The sequence below is a fragment of the Kitasatospora sp. NPDC098663 genome (assembly GCF_044760075.1).
In the GTDB taxonomy this organism is placed as follows: Bacteria; Actinomycetota; Actinomycetes; order Streptomycetales; family Streptomycetaceae; genus Kitasatospora.
In genome coordinates, this window is record NZ_JBIWAP010000049.1 from 41532 (window position 1) to 65178 (window position 23647).

At 70.6% G+C, this 23647-nt stretch carries 23 protein-coding genes and 1 pseudogene; 13 read left to right on the forward strand and 11 right to left on the reverse strand.

Going from position 1 to position 23647, the window contains the following annotated elements; translation table 11 throughout:
- Positions 1 to 4: 4 nt before the first annotated feature.
- From fxlM to ACIQVZ_RS35765, 7 genes are all read right to left on the reverse strand, one after another.
- Positions 5 to 2080, reverse strand: a complete 2076-nt coding sequence (gene fxlM / locus ACIQVZ_RS35735; protein ID WP_402455924.1) for a methyltransferase, FxLD system — start codon at positions 2078 to 2080, stop codon at positions 5 to 7.
- A 36-nt stretch (positions 2081 to 2116) separates the two neighbouring features.
- Complete coding sequence (locus ACIQVZ_RS35740) at positions 2117 to 3349, reverse strand: lanthionine synthetase C family protein (RefSeq protein WP_402455926.1); 1233 nt, start codon at positions 3347 to 3349, stop codon at positions 2117 to 2119.
- The gene (locus tag ACIQVZ_RS35745; protein WP_402455928.1) at positions 3346 to 6465 is read right to left on the reverse strand and encodes a lantibiotic dehydratase; all 3120 of its coding nucleotides are present in this window, start codon (positions 6463 to 6465) and stop codon (positions 3346 to 3348) included. The genes ACIQVZ_RS35740 and ACIQVZ_RS35745 overlap by 4 nt, the downstream gene beginning before the upstream one ends.
- A gap of 87 nt (positions 6466 to 6552) precedes the next feature.
- Positions 6553 to 6714 carry an FxLD family lanthipeptide gene (fxlA, locus tag ACIQVZ_RS35750; protein ID WP_402455930.1) on the reverse strand — a complete coding sequence of 54 codons (162 nt, stop codon included), beginning with the start codon at positions 6712 to 6714 and terminating at the stop codon, positions 6553 to 6555.
- A gap of 367 nt (positions 6715 to 7081) precedes the next feature.
- The gene (locus ACIQVZ_RS35755; RefSeq protein WP_402455932.1) at positions 7082 to 7642 is read right to left on the reverse strand and encodes a DUF5753 domain-containing protein; all 561 of its coding nucleotides are present in this window, start codon (positions 7640 to 7642) and stop codon (positions 7082 to 7084) included.
- Positions 7643 to 7822: 180 nt separating this feature from the next.
- The gene (locus ACIQVZ_RS35760; protein ID WP_402455934.1) at positions 7823 to 8275 is read right to left on the reverse strand and encodes a hypothetical protein; all 453 of its coding nucleotides are present in this window, start codon (positions 8273 to 8275) and stop codon (positions 7823 to 7825) included.
- Between the two features lie 172 nt (positions 8276 to 8447).
- A complete protein-coding gene (locus ACIQVZ_RS35765) occupies positions 8448 to 9062 on the reverse strand; it encodes an ATP-binding protein (RefSeq protein ID WP_402455936.1) in 615 nt (204 codons plus the stop codon).
- Positions 9063 to 9416: 354 nt separating this feature from the next.
- On the opposite strand from ACIQVZ_RS35765, the gene ACIQVZ_RS35770 reads away from it, so the two are divergent.
- Positions 9417 to 10259, forward strand: a complete 843-nt coding sequence (locus ACIQVZ_RS35770) for a helix-turn-helix domain-containing protein (protein ID WP_402455938.1) — start codon at positions 9417 to 9419, stop codon at positions 10257 to 10259.
- Positions 10256 to 10474, forward strand: a complete 219-nt coding sequence (locus ACIQVZ_RS35775; RefSeq protein WP_402455940.1) for a DUF397 domain-containing protein — start codon at positions 10256 to 10258, stop codon at positions 10472 to 10474. Before ACIQVZ_RS35770 ends, ACIQVZ_RS35775 begins: the two co-directional genes overlap by 4 nt.
- A gap of 126 nt (positions 10475 to 10600) precedes the next feature.
- On the opposite strand, the gene ACIQVZ_RS35780 is transcribed toward ACIQVZ_RS35775, so the two are convergent.
- A complete protein-coding gene (locus ACIQVZ_RS35780) occupies positions 10601 to 10822 on the reverse strand; it encodes a DUF397 domain-containing protein (protein ID WP_402455942.1) in 222 nt (73 codons plus the stop codon).
- A 323-nt stretch (positions 10823 to 11145) separates the two neighbouring features.
- The gene (locus ACIQVZ_RS35785; RefSeq protein ID WP_402455944.1) at positions 11146 to 11337 is read right to left on the reverse strand and encodes a hypothetical protein; all 192 of its coding nucleotides are present in this window, start codon (positions 11335 to 11337) and stop codon (positions 11146 to 11148) included.
- Positions 11338 to 11706: 369 nt separating this feature from the next.
- Between ACIQVZ_RS35785 and ACIQVZ_RS35790 the strand changes: the two genes are divergently transcribed.
- A complete protein-coding gene (locus ACIQVZ_RS35790; protein ID WP_402455946.1) occupies positions 11707 to 12684 on the forward strand; it encodes a hypothetical protein in 978 nt (325 codons plus the stop codon).
- A gap of 120 nt (positions 12685 to 12804) precedes the next feature.
- On the opposite strand, the gene ACIQVZ_RS35795 is transcribed toward ACIQVZ_RS35790, so the two are convergent.
- Positions 12805 to 13617: a helix-turn-helix transcriptional regulator gene (locus ACIQVZ_RS35795; protein ID WP_402455947.1), complete on the reverse strand. Its 813-nt coding sequence runs from the start codon at positions 13615 to 13617 to the stop codon at positions 12805 to 12807.
- Positions 13618 to 14013: 396 nt separating this feature from the next.
- Between ACIQVZ_RS35795 and ACIQVZ_RS35800 the strand changes: the two are divergent.
- From ACIQVZ_RS35800 to ACIQVZ_RS35815, 4 genes and pseudogenes are all read left to right on the forward strand, one after another.
- Positions 14014 to 14685: pseudogene (locus tag ACIQVZ_RS35800) on the forward strand (SDR family oxidoreductase).
- Between the two features lie 349 nt (positions 14686 to 15034).
- Positions 15035 to 15577 carry a hypothetical protein gene (locus tag ACIQVZ_RS35805; protein ID WP_402455949.1) on the forward strand — a complete coding sequence of 181 codons (543 nt, stop codon included), beginning with the start codon at positions 15035 to 15037 and terminating at the stop codon, positions 15575 to 15577.
- Positions 15578 to 15586: 9 nt separating this feature from the next.
- Complete coding sequence (locus ACIQVZ_RS35810; protein ID WP_402455951.1) at positions 15587 to 16837, forward strand: MAB_1171c family putative transporter; 1251 nt, start codon at positions 15587 to 15589, stop codon at positions 16835 to 16837.
- A complete protein-coding gene (locus tag ACIQVZ_RS35815) occupies positions 16834 to 17406 on the forward strand; it encodes a hypothetical protein (protein WP_402455953.1) in 573 nt (190 codons plus the stop codon). The genes ACIQVZ_RS35810 and ACIQVZ_RS35815 overlap by 4 nt, the downstream gene beginning before the upstream one ends.
- 27 nt (positions 17407 to 17433) lie before the next feature.
- On the opposite strand, the gene ACIQVZ_RS35820 is transcribed toward ACIQVZ_RS35815, so the two are convergent.
- A complete protein-coding gene (locus ACIQVZ_RS35820; protein WP_402455955.1) occupies positions 17434 to 18312 on the reverse strand; it encodes a helix-turn-helix domain-containing protein in 879 nt (292 codons plus the stop codon).
- 316 nt (positions 18313 to 18628) lie between these two features.
- Between ACIQVZ_RS35820 and ACIQVZ_RS35825 the strand changes: the two genes are divergently transcribed.
- From ACIQVZ_RS35825 to ACIQVZ_RS35850, 6 genes are all read left to right on the forward strand, one after another.
- Positions 18629 to 19450, forward strand: coding sequence for an IclR family transcriptional regulator (locus ACIQVZ_RS35825; RefSeq protein ID WP_402455957.1), 822 nt, complete (start codon positions 18629 to 18631; stop codon positions 19448 to 19450).
- A gap of 580 nt (positions 19451 to 20030) precedes the next feature.
- Complete coding sequence (locus tag ACIQVZ_RS35830; RefSeq protein WP_402455959.1) at positions 20031 to 20381, forward strand: hypothetical protein; 351 nt, start codon at positions 20031 to 20033, stop codon at positions 20379 to 20381.
- Positions 20381 to 21370 carry a hypothetical protein gene (locus tag ACIQVZ_RS35835; RefSeq protein WP_402455961.1) on the forward strand — a complete coding sequence of 330 codons (990 nt, stop codon included), beginning with the start codon at positions 20381 to 20383 and terminating at the stop codon, positions 21368 to 21370. Before ACIQVZ_RS35830 ends, ACIQVZ_RS35835 begins: the two co-directional genes overlap by 1 nt.
- Positions 21370 to 22074, forward strand: a complete 705-nt coding sequence (locus ACIQVZ_RS35840; RefSeq protein ID WP_402455963.1) for an ATP-binding protein — start codon at positions 21370 to 21372, stop codon at positions 22072 to 22074. The genes ACIQVZ_RS35835 and ACIQVZ_RS35840 overlap by 1 nt, the downstream gene beginning before the upstream one ends.
- Positions 22075 to 22175: 101 nt before the next feature.
- Complete coding sequence (locus ACIQVZ_RS35845; protein ID WP_402455965.1) at positions 22176 to 22739, forward strand: WhiB family transcriptional regulator; 564 nt, start codon at positions 22176 to 22178, stop codon at positions 22737 to 22739.
- On the forward strand, positions 22736 to 23647 hold a 912-nt coding region (locus tag ACIQVZ_RS35850; RefSeq protein ID WP_402455967.1), incomplete at its 3' end, for a DUF2637 domain-containing protein. The genes ACIQVZ_RS35845 and ACIQVZ_RS35850, both read left to right, overlap by 4 nt.

The following is a 23647-nucleotide window of genomic DNA, read 5'->3' on the forward strand; positions in this document are numbered from 1 at the left end:
GTGGCTACTCCCAGGTGACGGTCATCGGGGTGTTGGTCCGGGCCAGGACGAATCGGCCGTGGTCCGGTGCGGGGCTGGGCAGGGTTACCGGGATGGCGAAGGTGACCGTGCGGGCGCGGAAGTCCCGGTCCCAGATGACGACCTGGCGCGCGACGGTGCCGGCGAGTTCCTGGCCGCCGACACCGTGGCCGATGACGCCGACCTCGTACCGCCGGGTGCCGTCGTCGGCGGGGTCGACCGGGCGGATGGTCAGGTAGGCCAGGGCCCCTTCCTCGGTGGTGGTGGCCATGGCGACGGTGGGGAACATCGGGTTGACCAGCCCGGCCTCTCGGGCTGGCGCCTCGACGTTCATCCGCATGATCGGGTTGGGCAGGCGGCAGGCCAGCCACAGGTCCAGCCACTCGAAGGATTCGCCGGGCACGAACACCACGTCGGTCCACGCTGTGAGCGGCCTGGTGCCGAGGACGCCGCGCAGGGCGGCGGCGGAGGTGGCGTGCTGGTTGTCCTGGTGGGTCTGGAGGGTGACCTCGCCGTCGCCGGTCAGGTCGATGATGCGGCGGGAGTCGTCGCCGATGCCGCGCAGCGGCATGAACACCGCCATCCGGCTCTCCTTGCTGGTCCAGCCGCCGTGGCCGTCAGCCTCGAAGGCGATGCTGCGGGAGGCGGCGCCGACGATGCGGACGGGCACGACCATCCGCCCCTCGGGGTGGAGCTGGTCGAGCCAGGGGCGCGGAACCTCGTAGGCGCCGACGGTGGCGATGACCCGGTCGTACGGGGCGGCGTCGGGGTGGCCGAGCGCGCCGTCCGCGAGGACCACGTCGACACCGGCGACGTCGGCGGCGGCGAGGTGCTTGTTCGCCTCGTCCACGAGGTCGTCGTCCACGTCGACGGCGGTCACGTGGCCGTCCTCGCCGGTGATGTCGGCCATCAGGGCGGCGTTGTAGCCGGTTCCGGCGCCGAGTTCGAGGATCCGCTGGCCGGGCTGGATCTGGAGCTGCTCCAGCATCATCGCGACGATGGTCGGCTGGGAGGCGGCGCTGATCGAGGCGCCGGTGCTGTCGGTCTTGGTGTAGACGGCGTCGTCGGCGTAGGCGTCGGTCAGCGGGACGCCGGGGATGAACTGGTGGCGCGGGACTCGGCGGATGGCGTCCTCGACGGGCTGCGTGCGGATCACGTTGCCAGCGCGCAGGCGGTCGGCGAGCTGGTTGCGCAGCTCGTCGGCGGAGGCGGCGGTGTCACTGGTGGTAGTCGTCATGTCGCGGACCTTAGTGGTGTGTTGTGCGGGTGGGGCGGAAATGAGCCGTTCGCCGCGGTGGAACACGGCGTTGACGGCGAGGGCGGCCAGGACGGCCTGGTCGCGGCCGGAGAGCCCGGCCCGGTTGGCGTGGAAGATGAAGTGGTGGGCCAGGACGGAGCGCAGACCTCGTTCCAGGCGCCCGTCGCGGTTGAGGGCGGCCAGTTGCTGACCGGCCCTCTCGAACGTGCCCGTCCAGCTCGCGGGGAGCAGGCCCGGGACGCTGGCCGGGTTGGCCGTCATCAGCGGGCGTATCGCCTCTCCCAACCTCTCTGCCCGCTCGGGCGAGGGGAGCTGGCTGGTGGGCAGCGGACGCAGGTTCTGGACCTTGGACCAGGTGTCGCCCTGCTCGAACCAGTCCAGGCCGGCAGAGCGCAGCAGGGCGGAGTAGAGCAGCATGGTGGTCTCGCGCTGTCCCAGGGCCGGGCGCTGGTCGGCGGCGGCGCGCTCCAGCAGCTCGCGGCTGTCGTGGTGGAACAGGGTGTGGGCGACGGTCATGGCGTCCGGGCCGCCGAAGGCGAGCGTCTCGGGCTCGTAGATCCCCTGGGTCCAGGCGGCGACCGGTTCCGTGGAGAGCCCGTCGAGCAGTTCTGGAACGGGGTCGGGCCCGGGGCCGGTGGTCTGGTAGCGCAGGCGCAGCCCGGGGGGCTTGCGGATGAACCACCAGGTGTCGATCCGGCCGTCGTGCTGGGCGCGGGTCAGGGCGGGGGCGAGGTGGCGGGCTGCGGTGTGCTCGATGGTGGCGGGGTCGGTGAACTCGATGGAGTACTGGTGCCAGGACGGCATCGGGTCGTTCTCCTGCTCTGCGGGGCGGGCGGCGGTTCAGGCGATGAGGAAGCGGGTGTCCCAGCCGGTGGCGGCCTTGCCGGTCAGCGGGGCGAGGGCAGCCAGGGCCGTTCCGGCGCGGCCCTCCAGCAGCCCCGGCCCGTCGTCAGCGGCCGTTGCCTGGTGGAGGAGCGCGGTGGCCAGGCGGCGCAGCGGCCCGGCGTTCGCCTCGTCGGCGTCGGCGGCGGCCAGGTGGGCGATGTGGGCCAGGCCGGTGAAGCCGTGGCAGAGGGAGGAGTCGCGGACCGTGGCGCGCTGGCCAGGGTCGGCCAGCGCGCCCAGTAGGGCGTGCTCGGCCAGGTGCTGGCGGGCCCGGTCTCCGGTGGCCAGGGCGGCGAGTTGCTGAGCGCGCGCGAGGCCGGCCGTGCCATAGCACCAGGACGGGCGCCGTGCGGCCCCGCTATGCGTGATCTCCGCGGGGTCTGCGGGCGGTTCGTCCAGCTCGGCGCGGGTGATGACGTAGGGCCAGCGCGCTCCGGCCTCGGTGTCGATGCGCCACCGGTCCAACCACCGGCACCAGGTGGCGATGGCGTCCAGCTGACCGGGCACGGTGACGCCGTGGAGCGCGGCGAGGGAAGCGAGGGCGAGCGGGCCGCAGATCCCGTGAGCCAGGCCGAAGTTGGCGTGCCCGCTGGGCATGTTCGGATCGGGTCTGCCGTTGGATCCGCTGAGCGTCCACCAGCCCGGCACCGGCCGTCCTCCGTCCCCGGGAAGCGGCTGGGCGAGCTGCACGAGGTAGTGCAGGACTTCACGCAGGGCCTCGCCGCCTGGGTCGCTGTGCAGCAAGTGGGCGCCGAGGCCGGACAGGCCCCGAATCGCGTCGAACTCTGCCAGCTCTGGTGGCTGGCCACAGGCGATGCGAGCCCGGCCGACCTGGGCGCGGCGAAGGGCGTCGGCGGCGACCGCTTCGTCCAGGGCCTTGCGGGCACCGCGGTAGGCGCCCGGGTGGGCGGCGGTCGCGGCCGTCATGGTGAACGCGATGGCCGGTGCCCCGTACCACAGGCCGGTGTCCGTGCCGGTGGTGACCGGCCCGCTCGCTGCGGCGGTCAGCCAGCTGTGGACGCGGTCGAACGGGCGCAGGCCGGCGGCGGCGAGCTCGGCGTGCAGGAGTGTGATGCCGGGTGCGCCGTGGGCCAGCGACTGGCGCCACCACTGCTCACGGGCGGGAAGGGTGAGGGCGGCGGGGCTGGCGAGGGCGTCCGCGATGTCGAGGGCCTGGTCGGGTGTCACCGGTGGCCTCCGTGGCGGGCGCTGTGGGCGAGAGCGGCGGCGCGCGCCAGGTACAGACAGGCCGCCTTGTCCGTGGGGTCGATGCCGCGGGAGCGCAGGAAGTGGGTGTGCAGCAGCGAGTCGAGCACCGTGTTCGCGTCGATGCCGCCTCCTGCCTGCCCCGCGTCCAGGCGGGCCCGGTAGGTGGTGACGGCCTCGGTCCGCTCGGTCCAGCCGCTCAGGAGCGCCCCGGCGCCGGGCAGCTGGCGCAGCGCGGCGAAGTCGCCGCTGGGGTCGCCCAGTTGCCGGGCGAGGTTCAGCAGTGTCCGGGGCGTGGGCGTGGGGGGCGCGGCCGGGACGTGGTCGATCAGCCAGCGCATGCCCTCCTCGGTGCTGCCGGCGAAGGCGGTGGTGATTGCGGCGAAGTTCGCGGCGATCAGCGCCGTTCGGGGCAGTGCGGTGGCGTGTCGCAGCTGGGCCAGGACCGCGCGGGAGTCGGCGGCCTGGACCTGATTCGCGGCGTCCAGCGCCGGGCCGCCGCCCCAGCGCCCGGTATCGGGCCACGACGTGCCGTAGGAGACTTCCCGCAGCAGCCCCCGGCGGCGCAGGCCGTCCGCCCAGGTGCCCACCGCGCTGGCGGCCGGGCCGAACTCGGACGGGTCGGGCAGATTGATGCGCAGTCGCAGGCAGTGCCCGCTGTCGTCACTGAACCGCAGGAACCACCACAGCGGCGGCTGGTCGCCCAGCTCGGCCAGGAGCGCGGGCAGGTGTTCGGCGAGCAGGACGTCCTGGCGGTTCGGATCGCCGTAGAGCGAGGCGAGCATCACCGTGGAGGCGCCGGGCGAGTGCCCGTGTTGGCCGGGGTGGACGACCCTGTCCGCAACCGGCGGGGCGACGTCGGGCCAGGGCTGCCGGGTCGCGGCGGTCAGCGGGATGACGATCTCGTGGGTCCTGCCCTCGCACCACCCGGCGCCGTCCTCGGCCGGGGCTTCCTGTAACCGGGCGTGGGCGTGATTGCGCAGGTGGGCGTGCAGCAGCATGCGGCCCTGCGGCCGGTCGAGGTCCAGCGGCAGCACCTGGTCGGCCTCTACGAGCTGGACGCGCCGCGGGACGTTTCGCCGTGAGCGCCAGGCGTCCAGCAGCTCGCACCACTGGGCGAAGTCCAGTCCACGGGTGTCGAGTTCGCCGCTGGTCACGCGCCAGCGCGCGGGGGCGAGGACGATCCTCCCGGCCCGGACGCGCGGCAGGAACGGCAGGTCGCGGGCGGCGCCCCAGTCGAAGTCGCCGACGCGGGCGGTGCCGGCGCGGGAGATGTCGGTGATCAGGCGGGCGAGCGGCGGGGTGTGGCGGCGCAGGTTCAGCGCGTGCAGCGCCCACGCCTCCACCCGCAAGCCCAGGCTCGGCGCGGCCAGGTACAAGCGGTGGCCGTCGCAGCCGACGGCCAGATCGGCCGCGGTCAGGACGACGTCGTCGTCCGCGTCCGCCGGCGCGGCCCGGTGCTCACCGAGGCTGATGACCGCAGGCAGCGTGCACACCGTCCGGGTGACGTGGGCGGTGGCCGACTCCAGGGGCGGGAACGACAGCTGGGCGCACAGCACGTCCTCCTCCGTCTCGGTGCCGAGCCCCTCGGTCAGGGCAAGGCGGTCGGCCGGGTCGAGCAGGTGAAGGAACCGGCCGGACAGCACCCCGTGGGCGCGGGAGACCGAGGTGAGCGACAGCCGGAAGGCACCGCGGTCCAGGGCGGTAGCGCTGGCAGCGTCGATGCGGACAACCAGCTCCACGCTGCGGGGTAGCCGGACCGGACCGGAGGTGGCCCGGTCCAGCTGGGCGATGATCTCCTCGGTGACGACGATCTCCCGGCTGCCCTCTACCGCCGCCACCTGCGCCAGGGCCAGCAACTGCTCGTCGCGGCGGTTGAACGCCGGCCGCGCAGGCTCGACCCCGGTGCCGGGGTAGCCGGACGGCCAGCCGATCCCGTTGTCGGCCACCAGCTCCAGCAGCGGCACCAGGGCGCCGCTGCCGAACCGGCGGTAGAACCGCTGGAAGTACTCCCCCAAGGCGCTGTTGCCGTAGGGGGCCGGGCTGAGTCGGGCGAGCAGGCGGGCTGCCCGCTCGGCCTCGCGGGCGACGGCCTGAGGCACGGTGACGCGCGCGTCCAGCCGAAGATCGACCGCCACCGGATGACGGCGGGCCTGCGCCAGGGGGAGCATCCGGGCGCCCGCATCCTCGCGCAGGCGCCGGGCCTCGTCGACCGTCGAGTCCTGATGCTGCTCCAGCAGGGCGTGGATCTGTTGGAGCGTGCGCGTGACCTCCCCACCAGCGTCGACGGATTCCAGAGTGTGAAGGAGGTGTCCGAGTGCGTCCGGCTCGGTGCTCGGGGCGTGCAAGTTGGAGACGAGGGCCCGGCAAGAGACGAGCTCGGCCAGCAGCGTGGTGACCCTGCCGGGTGTCGCGTCCGGGAAGGCGGCCTGCACCTTTCCCTCCAGGTCGGCGAAGAGGATCGGCGACAGCGCGGCTTCCATCGCCGCCCGTACGGGGGCGGTGTGGCGCAGGGCGGCCTCCACCGCGCCGGTGCCCGACTCGGTACGTCGCGGCTGGTAGGGCACGACCAGGCGGTCACCGCGGACCGTCACCGTGGAGGCCGCCACCACCAGAAGGTGGCGCAGGACCTCGGGGCGCTGTTCCAGCCCGGCGATGACGCCGGCCAGCCACGTCGAATCCGCTCGGGCTGTCACCCGGTGCCCGACACCCCACTCGACCCGGGTCCGATCGCCGAACGTGGCGGGGCAGACCCCGGCGAGTAGCCCGTTGGGAGTCGCTCGGCCAGCCATCCGCGCCAGGTACCGCGCCACTGACAACGCGGTGCCACGCAGCGTCCCCTCGTCCGGCGAGGTCCCGGCGAGCAGGGAGCGGACCTGCTGGGCCAGGGCGGGGCTGGAATGGCCCACGGCGTCGGCGACCGGAGAGAGCGTCCACACCTGGCGCAACCACGCGGCGAGGACTGAGGGGACCTGCGGGCCTCGCTCTTCCAGGTCGGGCATGGGCGGCAGGTCCAGCGGCGTGGTCGCCGGGGCGCGCAGCAGCACCGTGGTCGCGGCAGTACGAAATCCCGCGTCGGGTCCGATGGCCTGTCGCACAAGTCCTCCCTTGGTAGTGGCAGTTGGTCGGCCGCGGCGGTCGGCCGTCTCCTGCGCTGACGCAGAAGGCGGCCGACCGGACCGAGATCAGGCCGCGCTGATGCAGGTCGACTTGGAGCAGGACGAGCCGCAGTTGTCGTCCGTCATCTGGACCAGGTGCGAGGGGTCGGCGACCTCCAGCAGCGTGACGTCCAGGTCGAAGTCGCCCGGAATGTCGATGTCGGCCGACGTCATGCTTACGACGCTCATGGTTTTCCCTTCGGTGGTTTGCGCGATGGTCAAGCCGGGCGGCATGCCGTCCGACCTGTGCTGGGCCCGTACCGTGCGGTACCGGGGGTGGGACCGGGAGCAACGGCCTCGTTGACGCAGTCCCGATCACCTGTTGCTACCGGACGGGTCGAAGCGTGTCCGTCCGGTCACCTTGCCCAGAGCCCAGTGCGCTACACGCTGGGTGTCCTGCTGGGCCAGGGAGTCCTGTGACGCCGCCTGATGGGGCGGCAGAAGCGGCTGGCCGGCGCGAGAGCGGGTGGCGCCTGCCCTTGCGGAGACTCGGCCCGCGCCCCGCGGTGGCCACCGAGCGCCGGCGGCGTATCCCCAGAGCGGGCCTCGGCGGGTTCTAGAGCAGGCCGCTGATCAGGGCACGCGCGTCGTCGCCGAAGACGGCGGTGCGGCGCACGCGGTGGAACGTCTCCCGGAAGCGGCGGACCTGGTCGACGTCGGTCACGGTGAGTGGTCCGTTGTACTGGTCGACCTCGACCCTGACGGAGTTGACGATGCAGAAGCCCCAGTGGGCGCGCAGCAGGGTACCCGTGGGGATGACGCCGAGCGTCAGGCCCGGCCGCTCCATGCACTCCAGCAAGTACTGCAACTGCTCTCGGAGCACGGCCGCACCCGCGACGTCCGCCACCAGGGCCCGCGCGCTCATGATGATCTCGAACTGACGCTCGCCGTCGATGAGTTCCCGCCGGGCCAGCCGCGTCTGGACAGCCGCCTCGATGTCCACGGGGGAGACCGGGTAGAGCTCGCTGGCGCACTCGAAGACGGCCCGGGCGTACGTCTCGGTCTGAAGGCTGCCGTAGACGATCCCGTCCTCGAACGCCTGGATGTGGGTGGCGGAGCGGTACAGTTCCAGAAACTGGCTCTGGATCGGCTCCAGCTCGACCGTCGAGAGATCCATGGTGTGTCTCCTCTTCTCGGGTGTTCTACGAGTAGGACTGATGCGGATGGTCCGGGCGTGGTTGAGCGGTCGCCGGGCCGAAGCCGCCGAGGTGCAGGGTCGGAGGATGGTGCGGCGGTCTGTCGATCCGCCGCGTGTTGTGGGCGTCGGTGCCGCCGGTGGACTCGGTGTCGGTCTGGATCAAGTGGTGACGCGGTGGCCGGCCTGGACGAGGCGGTCCCGGGCGATGCCGAGCGCACGGCCGAGACGCAGCGGACTCGTCAGGACGAGCTCGGAACCGGTCACAGCGCGGGGCGTGTTGAGCCACTGGCGGCCGGAGGCGAGCTGGTCGAGCGGCGGGCACTGCACCTCGCGGGTGGAGGTCCGGGTTCCGTCGAGCAGCACCGTGGAGCTGCCCATCCACACCGGCGGCCGGACGGCGGTCAGGAACTCGACCGCCCTGAGGGCCCGGTTGGAGATCACGGGGCCAAGGAGGTCGGGCGCCTCCTCGTGGAGTGCGTGGAACGCAGTACGGCCGAGGCGGTCGTCGAGCACCCGTACCACGACGAAGGCGCCGCCGACGGGGACGGCGACGGTCCGTCCGGCCTGCCACCGCGCCAGCGCCTTGTCCGGATCGCGGGTCTGGGCGGCCAACCTGGCGGCGCCAGCAACCGCGGTTGCGCGGGACTCAGCCGTTAAGCCCGTGCTGCTCATCTCTGCCGTACTTCCTGCGAGTTGGTGACTGTTGACGGACCTGGCCGCCGAACAAGGTTCGGCTGGCGGTCGTGGCGCCGGAGGTCCGGCGCTTGCACAAGGTTTCGGCGGGTCAAGCGGCCCGCTGGTCGGTCGCCCGCACCTCCGGCCTGCCGCGCCAGGCGATCCGGAGGGGAAGCCGCTGGAGGCGGCCTGTGGTAACCCGTGCAACGGACCGGCGCCTTCGCGAGAGCTGCCCCTCGGGCGGACCGAGATCCGGTTCCTCGGCGACACTCCCACTGCGCGAGCCGGCGGACAGGGCGACCACGAGTTCGAACCAGACAGCTCGCCGGGGAAAGTCCTCTCCGATCAGGATCGTCGAGCCGACCTCCTCGGCCATCGCCTCGACGATGAACAGGCCGCGCCCGGATTCGGCGTCCAGGTCTTGGTCGGCGTTCGCACAGGTGGCCGGAACGGTGCTGGTGAGCCACGGGTTGGTGACGGTGACGCGCAGCCTGCCGCGCGCGGGGTCCGCGGTGGCCTCGACCAGCAGGTCCTGGTCGCCGTTCTCGCCGCCGACACCGTGTTCCAGCGCGTTGCCGACGATCTCCGAGACGGCGAGCCGAACGTCGCCTCGCTGATCGGGGGTCAGCGGAACGCCGGCCAGGTCGGCGAGGAGCTTGTTGCGGGCCCCGCCAACGCTGACACGCCTGGCGGGGATGGTGAACGAGGTGATGACGCGGTGCATGGCAGATCCTCCGGGCCGGTTCGGTGGTGCGGCTGGGGTGAATCCGGTGACAGCTCGGAGGCCGTCGAGGTCCCGTCGGTCGCAGCGGTGGGGCGGCGGACTGGCGGGTCAGCTTCATGCGTAGAGATGCTCTCCGGACAGCGCTACGCTCATCAGTGGTATGTGTCACAGGTGGATCGCTATCCGTAATGAACAGCATGGTGCCTGATTGACTGCCAGCGCAAGTGATTGCACATAGGTGTGAAAACTTTCAGTTCTGCTGGCATGCCGGCAGCTATGTTCGCGGCCAGGTGGTGGCGAACCACTGGCCGGGGCGTGCACACTGGTTCACGGACAGATCCGGAGGGGTATCAGATGGCCGCAGTGCCGCAGGTGCGGTACCGACGAGTCGCTGCCGAGCTGCAGCGGCTTCGCGAAGCGAAGAACCTGTCCGCCCAGGACGTCGTGGCAGCCGTCCCGGGCATGCACCTCGTGAAGTTGAGCAGGTACGAGAACGCTCGGGTCCAGCTCAAGCCGGACGTCGTCAAGTCACTCCTCGACTTCTACGAGTGCGATCCGGCGCTCGCGGAGGTGCTGATCGGGAGCTTGCGCGGCAACCGGCGGCCGGGCTGGGAAGCCAACTACGACGAGCTGAATCCTCTCCACCACGACTTGATCAGGCTCGAAGCGGATGCGGTCAGCATCAGGGCGTACGAAGCCGCTTATGTCCCCGGCCTCCTCCAGACTCGCCGCTACGCTCACGCCGTTATCAGCAGCGGAATCTCCAAGACCCCGAGCATCGAGGCGCGGGTCGAGGTCCGGCTCAATCGGCAGGCCGTTCTGACTCGCGCAGAAAGCCCGCTGAAACTCGTGGCCGTCATCCACGAGTCCGCGCTGACGATGAAGGCGCCCGACGGCGTGATGGCGGATCAACTCGACAGGCTTCTCCAGTGGAGCGAGATGCCGAACATCACGATCCTGGTGATGCCGGCGTACGCACCGCCTCACCCGGGTCAGACTGGCGCCTACACCCTGTTGGAGTTCGAACAGAGGGCCCTCGACCTGGTCTTGGTCGGTGGTCTGCTCGGCAGCAGTTGGGTTGAGGAAGCCACCCACGTCGACCTGTTCCGTACAGCCTTCGACGAGATCATGGCGACCGCTCTGGATCTCGGCGATACCCGCAACCTCATCCGCGAGAAGAGAGATCAGCTCAAGTGACCTACCTGCCCAAGGCATCCGCCCTGCCCGTGACCTGGACGAAGGCTCTCGCCAGCGACCCCAACGAGAACTGCGTCGAATGCGCGAACCTCGCTGGGAACATCGCCATCCGGGACAGTAAGGACCCGCACGGTCCGGCCCACGTCTACCCGGTGTCGGTCTTCGGCGCATTCCTCGCTGCCGTCTCCGACGACGCCCTCGTTCCGGTCGCCTGACGGCCCCGGTTCCGCTGCTCGGCCCGGCCCGCCCTGGGGGTGTCGGGCCGTTGGCGTTGCCGCGGCCATCGGCCAGCTCGTCTTGGCCGCAAGGTAAGCCGCAACACGCCAGTCGACAACGGGTGCTCAGAGCAGCTTGTTGAACTCGCCGCCCGCAGCGCCAGCTTGGAATGCCCGCCACTCGTCAGCGGTGAACACCAGGACGGGCGCTCCCTGGTCGTTGCCCTTCCGAAGAACGATGTACTCGTCGACGAAGGCCACCTGCGGGCCCTCCGGGGCATCCGGTGCGGCCAGCCACTGCGCCCCGGTGAGGTCGAGGTCGTGGGGCTTCGGGGTTGGGCTGGTCACGACTGATCTCCTTGTCGGCGGCGTTCACGAGAAGCACCGCGTCGGTGCGGCTACCCTCCAGTATCGCGCCCGGACCGAGGCCGTGGTGGACGGCCTATGCCTCGGCCAGGCCCGCACTGCCCGCTCGGGGCCGGTGGGAGGACTTTCCGGAAGCGGAGATCGCTGCGATGCTGGCACTCGCCAAGCTGCGAACACTGTGCAGCTGAACGCGGTGCCTGAAGTGATCGGGACGCGGTGTTCGATGCTGGCCAGGCCGGTGTGTCAGCAGGTCGGTGCCTGGCCGGTGCGGCGGACGAGCAGGATCAGGTCCGGCCGGTCGACGGTCACAGGCGGAGCGAGCGACGGTGGACGGCAACGAGGCGCTCGCGCAGCTCCTCGTCACCGACGAGTTCGAGCGCGCGCGGGTGGTCGGCGGTGGTGGTGGCGAGGAGGCCGCATTGCTGGTCGAGGTAGCTGGTCAGGAACTGCCGCACGTCGCCGTCGGTGTGTTCCAGGGCGTGTGTGGCGTAGAGCATGGTGAGGGGGAATGCCCAGCAGGCGTGAAGGTAGCCGAACGCGGGCCGCAGACTCTGTCGCCAAGGGGAGTAGAAGACGGCCCGGTGGAGAAGACTCGGGCTGCCCTCCGTCGCCGACACCGCAAACACCGCGCTTTGTGCGGGCACAGCCAGAGGCCAAGGCCACGAGCGTGCGGCTGGTGCTGGTCCGCTCGAGAGAAGTAGTCGATCAACGAAACCTGCTCTGCAGGCCAACTTGTGATCGACATCGCTCGCGGTAGGGCGGGGGACCGCGAGTTGTCGTGCTACGTTCCGTAGTCCAACCGAACACAGGTGACCCCGGCGGTGCGCTAACACCCCGGGGTCCGGCAACAGGAGCATGAACTCCCAATGCGTGTACATCGTAGCGCCCACGCGCGTAACTTCACCGTGCTGCCCAACTTGGTCCTGCAGGACCGGCGGCTGAGCCTCGCCGCACGCGGCCTCCTGGCTGACCTGTTGTCCCGGCCCGACCGGTGGCGCGAGGACGGCCGGCAGATAGCGGACTCCAGCACCGACAGCCGGGCTGCGGTGCGCAAGGCCCTGCGGGAGCTGATCGAGGCGGGGTACTACCGGGTCGAGAAGGTGCGGATGCCCGACGGCAAGATCTGCAGCGAGGCCCACGTCTTCGACACTCCGCAGAAGCCCGGGCTGAAGGAAGCCAAGAAGCTGCTGGAGGTGGCAAATCCGCAGGTGGAGCCGAGTGTGACCCGTCCGGCGTCCGGTCCGGCGGACTCCGGTGGTGCTGGCCTCCCTGTTGTAAAGAACCTGGTCAAAGAACCCTCCCTCCCCGGCTCCGGCGACACCTCGCCGAACGTGCTGGCGACGCGGCGGCCGGAGGCTGCGGGCGGGCGGGCGAGGACCTCCGTCGAGGACCTGGATGCCCCGCTGAGGGCGGCGGCGCTCACTCTGTACCAGGTGCTGGGCAGCCAGAAGCGCCTGCGCCTGGGCGAGGCCGAGGTGGCCGAGCTGGCGCCGCTGGTCGCCGAGTGGCTCGCGGTGGGCAGCGGGCCAGCGGAGCTGGCGGCGGCGCTGCTGGCCGGCCTGCCGGAGACGATCCACTCGCCGGTGGGCGTGGTCCGGGACCGGCTGCTGCGCAAGCTGCCGATGAGGCCTGCTCGGACGGAGCGTGCGGCACCCTCCAGCCGCACGTACGAGTGCGACGAGTGCCGCGCGCCGCGGACGCGCCCAGGGCTGTGCGGGCCCTGCTCGGGATCGCCGACCCAGCTCGCGGTCGGCTGCGGTGCGGACGCTACGCCGGCGGGTGCGGCCCGTGTGCGGGCGGTGATGCGGCCCAGGAGCCGGTCCCTCGCGGAAGCCGGTGCGTGAGCCGGAGGCGCCCCGTCGGCCGCTCGGTGGAGCCCGCGTCGCCGAGCGGCCGACGGCTCGGCGACGCGGGCGCGGGCGCGGGACGCCGAGCGATCCAGTCACCATGCTGAGTAGCTGGGATCAGATGCCGTGGAATGCCACGATGAACCGCAGTTGCTTGTCGCGCATCGGGGTGAGAGCCATGATCCGAACCGGGACGGACTCGGGCCCGCCGTGCGGGATGCGCATGTGGCGGATGTCGCCGTCGGGGTGCTCGTAGAAGTCATGCCTCGCCCAGAGCTCCGGTACCTCGGGGCAGCCGGTCATGATGTCCGAGACGAGCTGCTTGAGCTGATCGTTGTCCGGATACTGAGCCGCTGCGGTACGAATCTGGGCGAGGAGCGGGACGGCCCAGGATTCCTTCCAGTTGACCAGCTGATCGCGAGCGCCATGGTAAAGGAAAGCCCATCGCATGATGTTTGGCTCATAAACCCAAGGATAAAGTTCCCTCGATGGATTGTTATGAGCTACCACATTCCATGCGACATCCGATATGTATGCAGGATGCGGCAACATCTTGTCGAGGAGCCGCTGCATGTCCGCGTCTATGGCCGCCATCGCGCCGGGCTCGGGTGCCCTCGGGGCCGGAGCACGTCCCGAGGCGTGGTGGTACAGGGCGAGCCGCTCGGCGTCGGTGAGCCGGAACGTGAAGGCAACACGGTCGAGGAAGCCGTCGGAGTACTGGGCGGACCCGCCGCCCTCCAGCTTCGAGTACCACTTGACGCTCACGCCGGTCAGGCGGGCTACTTCCGATTTGCTCAGCTCTCGCGTGCGCCGGGTGGAGCTGGTCACCAGGCCGGGGATCGAGTTCGGATCCGTTCGCTGCCGCCAGTTCTGGACCATGCCGGAAAGCGTCCGCTCGCGGGCGGCAAGTCGCTCGAAGTCGATGCTCATGGCGGGAGATTCTACGCAGCGCCGAGAATTCGACCCGGGAACACCAAGTGTGGCGAAAACCACAGTGGCCATGATGGGCAGATTTTGCTTGACGGCAGCACGTCAAGCTTCACGGAATGACGATCTATCAGTTGATCAAGGAATTCACTATCCGATCTTACGGTGAGTCAAAATTAAATGCCCATGGGTGCTGCGAGCCCGTTTCTAAAGGTTGCTCTACACGTCGGTAAAATTACTCTGCGTTGTCGATGCGCGTAGCATGGAACTCGCACTTCCGGAACTGGCAGTTCCAGAACTGCGAGTTCCGGAAGTGATAGTTCCTGCGGGTGCCTGGCATGGTGAGAGGGCCGGGCAGCGGACGGGCTGCGCGGCGGTCTACAGCGCGAAGGAGCCACCATGTCCCGCTCAGCCCTGGTCATCGGAGGGAGCCGTGGCATAGGCCTGGCCGTCGCCCAGCGGCTTGCTGCTGACGGGCACCGCGTCGTGGTCACCTCGCGCAGTGGAGAGCCGGTCGAGGGCTTCGCGACGGTGGCGTGCGACGTGACATCGCCGGGGTCGGTGGACCAGGCCGTCGCCGCGGTCGAGGCCCATCACCAGGGACGCCCTGCTGCTGCGGATGTCAGAGGACGATTTCGCGGCTCCCGTGGCCACGAATCTGGTCGGCGCGTACCGGGCGGCCAAGCGGGTGGCACGCGGCATGCTGCGTGCCCGCTTCGGGCGGCTGGTCTTCGTCTCCAGCGCAGCGCCGTGGCGATGACCGGTGAGGCCGGGCAGGCGAACCACGCGGCGTCGAAGGCCGGCCCGGTCGGGTTCTCCCGGTCGCTGGCGCGCGAACTCGGCCCGAGGGGGATCACCAGCAACGTGGTTGCTCCGGGCCTGACCGAGACGGACATGACCGCCGTCCTGTCCCCGGACCAGCGCGAGGCCCTCGTGCAGCGCGTGCCGCTGGGGCGCATGGCCCGCCCCGAGGAGATCGCCGCGGCGGTCGCCTTCGTCTGCAGTGATACGGCGGGCTACGTGACCGGTGCGGTGATCCCCGTCGACGGCGGCGCCGGCATGGGGCACTGACACCCGGCCCACCGACCAGGGTTCCAGCAACCCCCGATCCACACCGGCCGGGCAGGCGCCGCAGCGGTGAGCACCGCTGCGGGAGCGACGTGCACTCCGGCCCCACTCCCATCCGCGCCCGCCCGCATCCTTGCGGACCGGGCGGCGGGTGCGCCACAGGCACGCCCGAAACCAGCCAGACCCTGCCCCCCACCCCCCCCGAGGACATGGTGTCCAACCACGAAACCCCGCGCAGGCCGGTTGACCCCGACCTGACGCCGCACGCCTGCCCCTGCCGAGCCCGCACGGCCGAAGCCTTCGCACGGATACCCCGCCAGCGCCGACCAAGCTCGGAGGAACGGGGTGGGCCATGCTGAGGATGCGCCGCCTGCGCAGGGACTGCGAGCAGAAGCTGGCCGCGCTGCCGCTGCCCGAGCCCTTCACGATCGAAGGCCTGGTGGCCGGCATGGAAGCGGCGAGCGGCCGGACCATCCAGCTGGTCCCGCTCGACGACCACGGGGGCGACCTGCGGACGGCCTGCGGCCTGCGCGTGCGAACCGCCGACCTCTCCCTGATCCTCTACCGGCCCAGGCCGACACAGCACCAGACCGACCACGTCAAACTCCACGAGCTCGTGCACGAGTGGTTCAACCACGGCACCAGCCTCGGAGCGGACGAGCTGGAGCAGCTCCTGCCCGAGCACCTGCGCCACGGACTCGCCCAGCGGATGAGCGGGGCCGTCGTCCAGGCCCGCGCACGCTACGACACGCGCGAGGAGCAGGAGGCAGAGCTGAGCGCCTCGCTGATCAAGCACATCGTCCAGCGGCAGATGCCCGCCGGGGGCGACATGGTCAGCCTCCTGGAAACCACCCTGTCCCACCCCGTCGCCGCTCCCCGGCGCGCCCAGAGATAAGAGGAAGACGTGCTCGCTCTCGCCGCGTACACCGCCGCGACCACGATGACCGCGGTCGCGGTCTGGAGGCTGCCCGCAGTCCTCTACGGGGACGCCCACCGCCGTGCGCTCTGGGGCTGCTACCTGGGTTTCGCACTCGCCCTGTGGCTCAAGAGCCCCGCGGTGATCGACTTGATGAACCGCCAGCCGATCACCGACCTGTCCGTCCTGCTGAAGCACTACGTCTCGACCTTGGCCATCCTCGCCATCCTGACCTACGTGGTCGCCTCGTACGGCAAGACCGACCAGGCGGTGATCCCGCGCCACGTCGCCGTCGCGCGATGGATCGAGCGGGTCGCCTGGCGAGCGGCGGTCGGCATGCTGGCGCTGATGACGCTCCTCTTCTTCACGATCGTGAACCGCAGCCGGCCGAGCGCCGACTTCGTCCCCGACCACGCCGGCCAGTGGGGCGCGATCCTCTACGAAACGATCTTCTACGTCTACCTGGGGACCGCGAGCGCCGTCACCTGCTACCAGTGGGCCGCCGCGAGGCGGCGCGCCGAGACCCGGCTCCTGCGCACGGGCCTGGGACTGATGACCATCGCCATGGCCATCGGCGTCGCCTACGTGGCGGTGCGCACCACCTTCATGTGGGTCACCCTGGCCACGCCGCTCAGCCCCGGGTTCAACCACACGCTGGGCGTCTACACCGAGTACATGCAGATCACCCTCTTCATGATCTTCGCTGCCGGAGTGAGCATCCCGACCACCAACGCCGCCGCAGCACGCTGGCGCTCCTGGCGCGCCCTGTGGAACCTCTACCCGCTGTGGCACGACCTCGTGACGGCCTTCCCCGACACCCCGTTCCAGCCGCCGGCCAGCCGCTGGCGCGAAGTACTGCGCACCGACTCGCCGATGGACGTACGCCTGGACCGCTGGACCCAGGACATCGCGGACGTGGTCGAGCAACTGCGCCACCACGCCTCGCCTGTCCTGCTGCCGGTGGTCGAGGAGGCCGTGGAGGGGAGCGCCGACCCGCAGGCGGCGAGCGAGGCACTGTGGATCAGGGCCGCACTGGCCAACGCCAGGGCGGGGCACCGCAACGAGCTGCCGGCGCCCGCACTGCCCAGCAAGCCGATCGCGAGCACGACCGCCGAGGTGGTCTGGCTGTTGCGGGTCGAGGAGGCCTACTCCGCCGCGAGCGACCTGCAGGTCCGGGAGCTGCTCGCGAGCGCAGAGGCGGAAGAACTCGCCATGCAGATCGAGGAGATGGCCCTGTGAGCACCACCACGACCACCGCCCGCACCGTCACCGACATCCTCCAGCCACGCAACGTCCTGCTGGCTGGGCTGACCGGCCTGGGGGCTGCTGCGGCCGGCAGCTGGACCGGGATCGGCTGGGGGCTGCTGGCGGCGCTGTGCGCGGGCATCATCCCGGCGGGCTACATCGAGTGGGAACGCAAGCGGGGCACCTGGGGCGACCGGCACGTGGTCGACCGGACCAAGCGCGCCCCGATCTTCTTCGTTATCCTCGCGTCGATCGGCCTGGGCTCCCTGGCGATGGTCCTCGGCCACGCACCGCGCGACATCCTGCTGGCCATGATCGCGCTGTGGGTGATGACCGTTGGCTTGCTCGCGATCAACACGGTGTGGAAAGTCTCCGTCGACAGCGCGGTCGCCGGCGCGGTGGTCACTCTGCTCGCAGTGGTCCACTCGCCCTGGTGGATCGCCGCTTACCCGCTGGTCGCGCTGGTGTGCTGGTCGCGGGTGGCGCTCAGGTACCACACAGTGGTGCAGACCATGGTCGGAGCCGGGCTCGGACTGGCGACGGCTGCCGCCTGGCTCTGCTGACGGCAGGCCGAAGCAGGCTCCCCTTCTTCAGGGGCGGGGGCCCGCATTCTGCTGTGCCTCCGCGACGAGCGCGCCGATCTTGGCGAGCATTGCCGGGTCCAGCCCGCCCTCCCCGCCCCGGGCCGCGAGCGCGAAGCTGCCGCTGCTGCCGCGCAGCGTCAGCAGGGCGACTGTGTCGACGAGCTGGCGTTCCAGCTCCTCGTCGCTACGGAACAGGGAGACCGTGACGCCGAAGAAGGCGGCCAGGCCCTCCAGGACCACTCCGGCCGCGAGACCGGCAAGTACCTCCGAGGGCGGCGGAGCGCCCGTCCGCAGGGCCCGCACGGCATCGGCGGAGATGACGGTGACACCGGCGTAGTCGTTGACGCCCGCCGCGATCTGGTCGTCGGTCGGACGGCCACCGGGGAAGGTCGTCTCCAGCAGGAAGGTGAGCTTCTCCGCGAGCGAGCGGGGCGCCGGCGCTGTGCTGGCCTGGGCGGCGGGAGCGACGCCGAAAGTTCGGTCCTGCGCTGCGAGGAGCTGGTCGCCGGTCACGCCGTAGGCCTCGGCCAGGAGGGGGACATAGGCCGCGTTGAGGCGCCGCAGTGCGCGCTCGGCGTTGCTGACGGGGATCGACGACTTCGTGCCGATCAGCGCCGCGGTGCTCCGCTGGGTGAAGCCAGCGTCGGCGCGCAGGTCAGCCAAGGTCGGCTGGCCATCGCGCGGGAAGAGGGTGTCGATCGGTTCGCGAAGTGCCCGCGCGATGGCCGGCAGCCTCTCGGGTTCCGGGAAACCGCCGCCCTCCCACTTCGCAACGGTGGACTGGTCGACGTCTACACCTGGGGCTCGGCCCAGAGCCTCCTGGGAGAGGTCGCGGGCTCTACGGACACGGCGGAGCGCCTCGCCGTCGAACTTGCGAGCAGGCACGGGCAACTCCTTTGATGGAACGCAGCAACATGAACTCGGAGTAAACAGGCTACCGGACGTTGATAACGTCAGGCATGTTGTATGATCAGTAACATCGCGACGCCGATGGCCCATGCGGGCCGCGCGCCGCCTTTCCGACAACCTCCGCCGGACCGTCGAGGCCGGCCTCTGCCTTGCCGGCCTACCCGTTCAGCACTCGTGGCGGGTCCGGTGTCGCCCCTTGGAGGCGCAGGTGAGTGTGGCACCACTGGAAGCCGACGGACCCGTCCGTCATGAATCACGCTATCGAAGCATCCCATATCCGATAGCACCAGGCATGTCGGCGTCCCCGGTGGCTCCGCTGGCCCGCGGGGCCGGTGCGACCTCCAGTGCCGCCCGGGTGTTCGCGCTCCAAGAGGCCTTCGCCCAGTTGCAGGGGAGCGACCAGGGCGTGCTGGACCTCGCGACCGCCACCGGCATGCCGGACTCCACCGTGCACCGCATCCTTCAGTCGGGCGTGCCCGGCGGGGCCATCGACCAGATCCGCCGTGGCAGGTACCGGCCTGGCCCGAGCCTGATCAAGGTCGCCATGCATGCGATGGCGCATGTGCCCAGCGCCGCCGCGGCCCAGGGAATCCTGGCTGAGCTCCACGAGCGGACCGGTGGCGCCGCCCTCCTGTTCGCCCTCACCCCGTTCGGTGGCCTGCGGCGGTTGTGCACCGACTATGCCTGGGGGGACATGGACCCGGGAGAGCTCGGCATCTTCGCGCACCCCCTGGTGACGCACTCGCGATCCCTTCGCACGGGTGCGAGCGGGCGGGCGATCCTCGCCCACCTGCCGGCCCCGCTGCAGGAGCTCGTCTTCAGGGAGGAGGTGCCGGAGGACGCCGCGCCCGACGCCATCCGGAACAACGCGGCGCTGGCCGCCACGCTCGTGGAGATCCGGCGTCGCGGGTACGCCGTCGCCGGGGAGGAGGTGGTGCCGGGCTGGAGCTCTGTCGCGGCCCCGGTCATGTGGGGCGACGTCGCGGTCGGATCCGTGGTGCTCGCCAAGCCGACTGGCTCCATGCCGGCCGACCGGGCCGAGCTGATCGAGCACGTCTGCTGCACGGCCGGGACGCTGAGCGAGTATTCCGCCGCACCGGCCCCCGTGGCCTGAAATCCGGCCGAGCCCCGCCCCAGTCAAAGCGCGAGAACCGAAGAGAGCCGCTGCAGAGGAAAAGCGGATCGATCCCTATTTCAACGGCAAGGAGCCCAGCTCCTTGCCGTTCGCGTTTCCGGGCCTCGTGAGGGCAATCGGGTCCATGGGTGCGACGGCTGGATCATCTCTGTCGCCTGGTCAACTGCTCAGGGGTCGAGTTGCCTTGGGGTTCACGAAGGCCATCCTTGGGCATGTCCCCGCCATCTTCATTCCCCCATTTCCCGCGTGGCGGGAAATGGGGGATCAATGGCCCTTGATCATCTCCCGTGTGGCGGGAAAAGGAATTTCTATTCGCGTAGATCAATCGAATTCGTTGACGCGTTCTCGGGTGTAAACATAGAGTCACTCATGCGCCACGAAATCGCGCTCGGCTGATGATTGCCGCGGCGACCGGTGGCCGCACAAACGCGACATGGCGCCCAGGAGCGGGAACTCCCGGGCGCCATGTGATGTCCGTGCGATGAGCACGGGAAAAACCAGCGCACCGGCTTGCTGTAGGAGGCTCGGCCGGTGCCACTTGCGCAGGAGGAAGTGTTACATGTTCGCGACCCCAGGTACAGAGGGGACCGAGACGGAGCTCGCCGGCGGCGCCCTGGGCGGGGCGACCCGGATTTCCGAGGGCACCGCCCAGGCGATCGAGCGCAGCGTGCGAGCCGTCGCGCCGGCCGTGGCGGTCGTGCGCGTCAGCGTCTCCGAGCCCGATCACCTCTGGCTCGCCCGGGCCTACGATGTCCGCGGCACCCTCGTCCCGCTGCCGCAGCAGCACGAGGAAGCCGTCGCCCGGTGGGTCGCTTGCGACCAGCCACAGCGCGACTGGAGGCTCCAGCACGACCTCGACCTGGACACCGGACACCTCACCGTCTCCACCTACCTTCGGCAGGTGGCGTGATGGCGGTCCAGGACGGGCGCATCCGCACCCACAAGCCGGAGATGAGCCGTGACCCGAAACTCGCCGAGGTCTCCTTGTCGGCCGAGCGGACGTTCATCTACATGCTCAACTACGTGGACGACCGCGGACGGGTCCTGGACGACGCGGGCATCCTGCGCGGGCTGATCTGGAAGCGCAAGCGCTCCTGGGACGGCGGCACCCACACGACCGAGCGCGTCGAGGACGACCTGCGTCAGCTGGCCGACGTCGGGCTCGTGTGCCGGTACCTCAACCCGGCCGACGAGGGCGAGGAACTGCTCCACGTCGTGACGTTCAACAAGCACCAGCGGATCGACAAGGCCTCCCAGTCCCGGCTGGTGCCGTGCCCGCTGCATCAGACCCAGGAGTCCGCCGACAAGCAGGTCCCGGTCAAGCGGATCCGGAAGAAGGCCCCGGAAGAGCCTGAGACGCGCCCGGTGTACGCCGCCGAGAGCGCCAGTCGAGGCAGCTCATCGAACGGTGCCCTCGACCACCAGCACGACCAGGCCGAGGCCGCCACGACACCCTCGACGAACGTATCCACGACACCCTCCACGAACGGATCCAGGATCACGGATCCTGGATCTACCCCTCCGGGGGGCGGCTGCGCCACACCCGCCCAGACCCAGGTCGCGGAAGAGCCCTCGGCCGACCAGGTCGCCGCGATGCACCCGCACACCACCGCCGCCAGCGCCCTGGTGGCCGAGTACGTCCGGTCCTGTCCGCAGCAGCCGACTGAGCGGTTCCGCGGACACCTCGGCCGGGAGATCAAGCAGCTGCTCGGATCCGGATACGGCCCGGAGCAGGTCCGCGCGGGCCTGCGGCTGATGGCGCGCAACCCCAAGGGGCCCGGCGCCCTGGAGGGTTTCGTCCAGGAAGCCCTGGCATTCCGTCAGACCAGCACCGGAGGCGCGTACCAGGCGTGGGCCAACCCGACCGCCGGGGCCGCCGCCTACACCGGAGACCTGTGATGGCTGGCCGTGACCGAGACCCGCGCCGCGCGGGCACCGGACTGCAGAGCCTGGTCGAGCGGTTCGCCCGTCTGGGCGTGGACCCTGCGGTCATCGGCCAGCCCGAGCGGAGCACGGTTGCGCAACCGAACCGGGACGCGCTGGAGCTGGCGGCCAGCCGCATCCCGCCGCTGTACCAGCACGCGGTGGCCGACGATCCGCAGGTTCTGGCCTGGGTGGAGCACGTCAAGCAGGCAGCTCGCCGGGGCCCGGAAGGCCAGCTCGGCATCGCCCGCGCTGGCTCGCTGCTCCTGCTCGGCGAGACCGGCACCGGCAAGACCCACCAGGCCTACGGAGCGATCCGGGCCCTGCTGGGCGATGGTGTCCGACTGCGCTGGCAGGCGATCACCTCGGTGACCCTCTACGCCATGATGCGCCCGCGCCCCGGAGCCGACCCGGAGCGGGAGATGCGCGAACTGGAGCGCACGCCGCTGCTGCTGGTGGACGACCTCGGCGCGGGCCGCGCAAGCGAGTTCACCGAGGAGACCACCTACCGGCTGGTCAACCACCGGTACGAGCAGCAGCTGCCGACCATCCTCACCAGCAACATCACCCCAGCCGAACTCTCCGGCCTGCTCGGCGACCGCACCGCCAGCCGCCTGCGCCAGATGTGCCACAAGGCCATCCTCGATGGCCCTGACCGGCGCCGCGCCCCCTCCTTCTGACCTCTCCCGCGATCCCGACCGGAGCCGGCCGAGCCCGCTCCTCGGGAAACGCCCTGCCCACGCGCCCACACACACTCAGGCGCGCTCGGAGACACACCCGAATGAGCATCAGCACTATCAACGAACTCGAAGCCGCCCACCTCCGGTTGGACCGAGGCTCCTCACGGTGGCGCCTCAAGGCCGCCTGCGCCGGCACGGAAGATCCGGAGATCTTCTTCGGCGATCCCCGCGCCGACCACAGCGATGCCCTCGCGCTGTGCGGGCAGTGCCCGGTGCGCCAGCAGTGCTTGAACGACGCCATCGAGAGCGGGGTCCGGGACGGCATCCGCGGCGGCCTGACCGAAGAGCAGCTGTGCGAGATTGTCGAGTTCCGAGAGGGGGATCGCGCCAATCTCGAACGCGTCCGCGCCACTCTGACCGGCACTCACCGGCCGCAGCTGACCGAACCCGAGAAGCGATCCGTAGTCCGTGTGGCCATCGAGTCGGGCATCTCAATCGACACCTGGGCCGCAACCCTGGCCATCGGCTACAAGGCCGCAGCCAAGCGGCGCCGCAAGGCCACCACCCAACTCGCGGTCATCCCGGCTTCCATGCGGCGGGAGGAGCGCGCCCTCGCGGCCGAGCTGTGTAGTGCTGGCGTCACCACCCTGGGAGTGGCCGCGTGATCCCCCGCCGCCCCAAGGTCTCCGGCTGGGACCTGGCCGCGATAGGCCTGCTCGGCGCGACCGGGTTCTCCCTGTCCTACGACGCTCTCGAACAGATGGCGCAGGCAATCCACGTCCGCGGTGAACTCAGCTACGCGTGGCCGGTTGTCGTTGACGGTTTCATCGCCTACGGAGTCCGCGCGCTCGTCCTGCTCCGCGAGGCCCCGTGGACTGCCCGCGCCTACGCCTGGGCGCTCTTCGCCGGCGCCACAGGCACCAGCGTCTGGGCCAACGCATTGCACGCGATCCGGCTGAACGAGCAGACGCATGCCGGTGAGCTCCACCTCGGGGACGCCGCGGTCGGCTCGCTGAGCACCATCGCTCCAATCGCACTCGCCGGCGCGGTCCACCTGGGCATCATCGTCACTCGCCACGGCGGAACCCGAGACGCTCCCGATGACACCGGCCGTGAGCACCCTTCTGCAGAGGCTGTCACTTTGAACCGGGCAGCAACCCCCGGCCAGCCGCTATCCCTCGACAAACCGTCGCACACCCCCACAGCGACGCCGGAGCTCACCCTCTCCCGCTCCGAAAGACCGGAACTTACCGCCGGTCGCCAAGAGGACCGGGCCAAGACCGCTGGCGAGAAGCTGGCCGCCCACCGTCAGGGCTCCCGCTGGCGAGATCGCCTCGCTGCACGGATTCTGCGCCGAGCACAGCACAGCTCCGGCGGTCCGTCGGAGGTCGGTCCGGTTCCTCGGTCCGGCGGTCCGTCGGAGGTCGGTCCGGCTGCTCGGTCCGGCGGTCCGTCGGAGGTCGGTCCGGCTGCTCGGTCCGGCGGTCCGTCGGAGGTCGGTCCGGTTCCTCGGTCCGGCGGTCCGTCGGAGGTCGGTCCGGCTGCTCGGTCCGGCGGTCCGTCGGAGGTCGGT

What these genes read in the sequence shown, in the direction of transcription:
- ACIQVZ_RS35845 (WP_402455965.1), top strand. Translation starts at nt 22,176, where the DNA reads ATGAGCATCAGCACTATCAACGAACTCGAAGCCGCCCACCTCCGGTTG.
- ACIQVZ_RS35805 (WP_402455949.1), top strand. Translation starts at nt 15,035, where the DNA reads ATGCTGAGGATGCGCCGCCTGCGCAGGGACTGCGAGCAGAAGCTGGCC.
- ACIQVZ_RS35830 (WP_402455959.1), top strand. Translation starts at nt 20,031, where the DNA reads ATGTTCGCGACCCCAGGTACAGAGGGGACCGAGACGGAGCTCGCCGGC.
- ACIQVZ_RS35785 (WP_402455944.1), bottom strand. Translation starts at nt 11,337, where the DNA reads ATGCTCTACGCCACACACGCCCTGGAACACACCGACGGCGACGTGCGG.
- ACIQVZ_RS35755 (WP_402455932.1), bottom strand. Translation starts at nt 7,642, where the DNA reads ATGGATCTCTCGACGGTCGAGCTGGAGCCGATCCAGAGCCAGTTTCTG.
- fxlA (WP_402455930.1), bottom strand. Translation starts at nt 6,714, where the DNA reads ATGAGCGTCGTAAGCATGACGTCGGCCGACATCGACATTCCGGGCGAC.
- ACIQVZ_RS35835 (WP_402455961.1), top strand. Translation starts at nt 20,381, where the DNA reads ATGGCGGTCCAGGACGGGCGCATCCGCACCCACAAGCCGGAGATGAGC.
- ACIQVZ_RS35840 (WP_402455963.1), top strand. Translation starts at nt 21,370, where the DNA reads ATGGCTGGCCGTGACCGAGACCCGCGCCGCGCGGGCACCGGACTGCAG.
- ACIQVZ_RS35790 (WP_402455946.1), top strand. Translation starts at nt 11,707, where the DNA reads ATGCGTGTACATCGTAGCGCCCACGCGCGTAACTTCACCGTGCTGCCC.
- fxlM (WP_402455924.1), bottom strand. Translation starts at nt 2,080, where the DNA reads ATGCCGTCCTGGCACCAGTACTCCATCGAGTTCACCGACCCCGCCACC.
- ACIQVZ_RS35825 (WP_402455957.1), top strand. Translation starts at nt 18,629, where the DNA reads ATGTCGGCGTCCCCGGTGGCTCCGCTGGCCCGCGGGGCCGGTGCGACC.
- ACIQVZ_RS35770 (WP_402455938.1), top strand. Translation starts at nt 9,417, where the DNA reads ATGGCCGCAGTGCCGCAGGTGCGGTACCGACGAGTCGCTGCCGAGCTG.
- ACIQVZ_RS35795 (WP_402455947.1), bottom strand. Translation starts at nt 13,617, where the DNA reads ATGAGCATCGACTTCGAGCGACTTGCCGCCCGCGAGCGGACGCTTTCC.
- ACIQVZ_RS35765 (WP_402455936.1), bottom strand. Translation starts at nt 9,062, where the DNA reads ATGCACCGCGTCATCACCTCGTTCACCATCCCCGCCAGGCGTGTCAGC.